The organism is Halobellus rufus, from assembly GCF_000739575.1.
GTDB classification, from domain to species: Archaea; Halobacteriota; Halobacteria; order Halobacteriales; family Haloferacaceae; genus Haloquadratum; species Haloquadratum rufum.
Map to the genome: position 1 here is coordinate 1 of NZ_BBJO01000081.1, position 4,283 is coordinate 4,283.

The 4,283-nt window shown below is 68.2% G+C and carries 4 protein-coding genes; 2 read left to right on the forward strand and 2 right to left on the reverse strand.

Annotation, left to right across the window (positions count from 1 at the left end):
• Positions 1-915, reverse strand: a 915-nt coding sequence (locus ACP99_RS18775; protein ID WP_049988043.1) for a transcription initiation factor IIB, incomplete at its 3' end; no start/stop codon positions are given.
• A gap of 119 nt (positions 916-1,034) precedes the next feature.
• Entirely contained in the window at positions 1,035-2,951 is a 1,917-nt protein-coding gene (locus ACP99_RS18780) for a hypothetical protein (protein ID WP_049988044.1), read from the reverse strand.
• Between the two features lie 116 nt (positions 2,952-3,067).
• On the opposite strand from ACP99_RS18780, the gene rnhA reads away from it, so the two are divergent.
• Both rnhA and ACP99_RS18790 read left to right on the forward strand, forming a co-directional pair.
• Positions 3,068-3,664: a ribonuclease HI gene (gene rnhA, locus ACP99_RS18785; protein ID WP_049988045.1), complete on the forward strand. Its 597-nt coding sequence runs from the start codon at positions 3,068-3,070 to the stop codon at positions 3,662-3,664.
• The coding region (locus ACP99_RS18790) for a DUF7108 domain-containing protein (RefSeq protein ID WP_049988046.1) at positions 3,657-4,283 on the forward strand (627 nt) is incomplete at its 3' end. The genes rnhA and ACP99_RS18790, both read left to right, overlap by 8 nt.

The window sequence follows — 4,283 nt, forward strand, 5'->3', positions numbered from 1 at the left end:
CTGCGCGACGTCGGCGACCTCTCGCTGGGTCTTCTTCTCGTTACAGAGCAAGGAGGCGGCGTAGATGGCCGCCGCGGCGAAGCCCGTCGGCGACTTCCCGGAGAGCAGCCCCTCCTCGGCGGTCGTCTCGATGATCTCGTCGGCCTTCGATTGGACCTCCTTCGAGAGGTCGAGTTCCGAGCAGAACCGCGGGACGTACTTCTTCGGATCGACCGGGCGCATCTCCAGGCCCAACTCCTGTGAGATGTAGCGGTAGGTCCGCCCGATCTCCTTTCTGTCGACCCGCGAGACGTCGGAGATCTCCTCCAGCGAGCGCGGGATGCCCTCTTTCCGACAGGCGGCGTAGAGCGCGGAGGTGGCGACGCCCTCGATGGAGCGGCCGCGGATGAGGTCCTCGTTGAGCGCGCGGCGATAGATGACGGAGGCGACCTCCCGGACCGAGCGCGGGACGCCGAGCGCGGAAGCCATCCGGTCGATCTCTGAGAGCGCGAACTGGAGGTTGCGCTCGCCGGCGTCCTTCGTGCGGATGCGCTCCTGCCACTTCCGGAGCCGGTGCATCTGCGAGCGCTTGCGCGAGGAGATCGACCGGCCGTAGGCGTCTTTGTCCTTCCAGTCGATCGTCGTCGTCAGCCCCTTGTCGTGCATCGTCTGCGTGGTCGGCGCGCCCACGCGCGACTTCTCCTGTCGCTCGGAGTGGTTGAACGCCCGCCACTCCGGCCCTGGATCGATCTGCTCCTCCTCGACGACGATGCCCGTCGGCTCGTGAATGAGCTCTCCGTCACCCGTTCGGACGAGGTCCTCCTCGTCCATCTCCTCGATGTCGATGTCGTCTTCCGCCTCGTCTTCGTCCTCCTGCGCTCCCTGCCATCGCGTCCGCTCACCGTTCTGTTCCCGCTGGCGGGTGGGCCGTGTCATCGCATTTTTATATTCGCTGTCTCGCGAAATTTAAACCCTTTGCCGGATTCGGTGGACGAACCCGTGGTCACGTCGCTATCGACGGTGCCGAACTGGCACGGGAGGGACTCGAAGGGCGCTCAGTCGACGACCCGCGGCACGAGCGTCGAGGCCAACCCGGCGGCGGTGACGAGGACGAATCCGGCCGCGAACGGCCGGACCCACGCTCTGACGACGGCGGTGTCGATCGAGATGAAACTCGCCAGGAACAGGAGGCAGAACACGGCGGCGCTGCCGCCCCACCCGAGCGCGAACACGGCGAGCCCCGCCCGGCGGTAGAACGTCGGGCCGAGCGTCCACTCGGCCGGCGGGAGTCGATCGCGCAGCCCGTGCTTCGCGAGCGTGTCGTCGTCGACGGTCAGCCGATCGAGCAGCGCCTTCCGCTGGCTGGCGACGTACGCGAGCCGGTTCCCCTCGTAGTCGAGCCACGTCCCCACGCGGCCCGCCCACAGGCCCATCACGAGCATCGCCGCCTGCCAGCGGAGGAGTTCGCCGCCGACGGATCCGACGAACGCGGCACCGACGAGGACGCCCGCTGCGAGCGGCAACAGGAGGTCCCACCGCGAGTACGGCGAGCGACTCGCACCCGGCCCGTCGTTCGTCTCGCGGTCGTCCCACCACATCGTGAAGACGCCGACGGCCAACCCGACGCTGGCGACGGTCCCGATGAAGTAGAACAGCACGTTCTGGACAGTCTGTCCGAAGATCCCGCCGATCGAGGCGACGATGGCGGCGACGATGAAGACGATCACCAGCGCGACCGCGACGCCGACGAACTTCGCGAGGTCGAGGCCGAGCCGTCTCGCGCTCGTCGCCACCGCCTCTCGCGTTCCGACCTGCGGTCGCAGTCGGAAGACGTCGTTGTCCTTCGCCTCGTCGATCGACTGTTCGAGGTGCTCGGGATCGTTCGGGAAGTCCTCGTATCGGAGGTCGCCGTCGACCCGGGCGACCCAGTAGCGCTTCCCGTCGTAGCTGTAGGCGGCGGACTCGCAGTCGGCCCGCGAGCGGGCGATCCGGTGACGGTACAGGTGGCTTCCGAACCCCGATCCGTCGGGCCTGTCGCCGTCGACGGGGTGCGTCGTCTCGATTTCTGTGCCGTCCCCCCGTCGGAACGCCGCTCCGGGGATCGAATCGGCGTCGGTGTCGAGTTGCTGATTGCGCTCGAAGGAAAGCTCCCCGAGCGTCGCTTTCGCGGTCTGACCTTCGCCGTCGCAGCGGTCACACTCGACGTCTCCCGCGCCGTCGCACTCCTCGCAGGTGACGTCCCCGTCCCCGGAACAGGTTCGACATCGGGTCGTCCCGTCGCCGCTGCAGGTCCCGCACACCGTCCGTTTGTCGCCTCCGCAGTCCGGACACGTCTCGGAGACGTCACCCTCGACGACGCCGTCGCCATCGCAGTCCGGGCAGGTGACCGTCGAAGCGCCCCCGCAGTTCGGACAGTCGTCGTCGCGGCCGAGACAGTCCGGGCACTCGATGCTGCCACCGCCTGTACAGCGCTCGCACTGTCGCTCCTCGGACTCGGTGACGGTCCCGCTGCCGTTACAGGTGGCACAGGCGCTCTTCCCGGAACCGCTGCACTCGGCACACTCGACGCGGCCGTCCCCCGCACAGTCCGAGCAGGTCTCCGTTCCCGACCCGCTACAGGAGGGACACGACTTCCGTCCGGAGCCGCTGCACCGCGAGCACTCCGAAGGCGTCGTGTCGGTGATGTACCTGACAGTCTTCGCGGCGAATCCGCTCGGAGCCTCTCGCCACCGATTCGCCATCGAAACGCGACTGCCCGATTTGCGTTCGTACTCTGACTTCGGTAGCACCTCGCGACGTTGGGTGTCCGAAACCCGCAGGCGGTCGTGCGTGGTCACCTCGACGGTCTCGGTGTGGGCCTCGACGTCCGCCGCGTTCCGCGCGACGTCGTCGACCACCTCCTCGCGCTCCGCCAGTTCGGCGAGCAGCGATGCCCCGACGTCCCCCTCGTTTCGCTCGACAGCGTTGGACACGCCAGAGGATCCAGCGACTCCGACATAATTCTTTCTCCCCGACAGGTTCGAACCGGCAGACGCGAGCGCGCCGCCGGCATCGAATCCTTCTTTCGTCCGCTCCGAGTCCGTCCGGTATGCCGAGCGTAGACCTCGATCCCGACGTCGCCCGCGAGCGGCTCGAAGCCGCGGGCGTCGCGGTCGAGTCGGGAAACACCGAATACGAACAGTGGCGTGCCGAGCGCGGCGACGCGACCGCCGTCGCGTACGACGACAAGGTCGTTGTGCAGGGGTCGCGGCCGACGGACCTGCTCGCGCTCCTCCGCTCGGAGGCGGGCGGCCGCGCACACGTGTACTTCGACGGTGCGAGTCGCGGCAACCCCGGACCCGCCGCGATCGGGTGGGCGATCGTCACGAGCGACGGCATCGTCGCCGAGGGCGGTGAGCGGATCGGCGAGACGACGAACAACCGCGCGGAGTACGCCGCGCTCGAACGCGCCCTGGAGGTCGCCAGCGACTACGGGTTCGACGAGGTCGACGTCCGCGGGGACTCACAGTTGATCGTCCGGCAGGTGCGCGGCGAGTACGACACCAACAACCCCCAACTCAGGGAGCGCCGCGTGCGGGTGCTGGAACTGCTCGGTTCGTTCGACCGCTGGTCGATCGAGCACGTACCGAGAGAGGTAAACGAGCGCGCCGACTCACTGGCGAACGAGGCGCTGGACGATGGGTGACAACGACTCAGCGGAACGCGGGGCCGAAACGAGCGGGCGAGAGCGTGCGGACGATCGCGCGACCGACGGGGATCCGGCGGGGCAGGCGACCGAGGAGATCCCGGCGGAGGTCGTCGAAGAGAGCGAGCGGCTGACGAGACTGGTCGAGGAAGCGGCCGTCGAGGAGGCCGAGGCGGCCTACCGCGAGCGCCGCGACGAACTCGTCGACGAGCACGACTTCACCGCGCGCGTCCGGGAGGAGGACGACACGCTCGTCCTCTACCCCGAGGAGTGGGTCGACGACGGCGTGGTGCAGTTCGATCGGATCGACGACACCGACCGCGCCGTCGAGGTGTCGCTGTCGGGACCCGACCACGGCGCGGACTGGGACGCCGTCGAGGAGGCGAATCAGGCGATCGTCGAGGCGATCGAAGCCGAGTACGGCCCCGATCACGCCGCGAACGTCCGCACGTTCGCGGACTTTATGGGGAACCACTATCTCAAGCGCGTCGACGAAGCCACCGCCGACGAGCGAGAGGAGTTCCTCACGGAGTACTACCCGCGTAACGCGTGGCCGTCGAAAGAACAGGAATCCATCGTCGCCGAGAGCGTCGCCCTCGTGGACGACGTCGGCGACGAA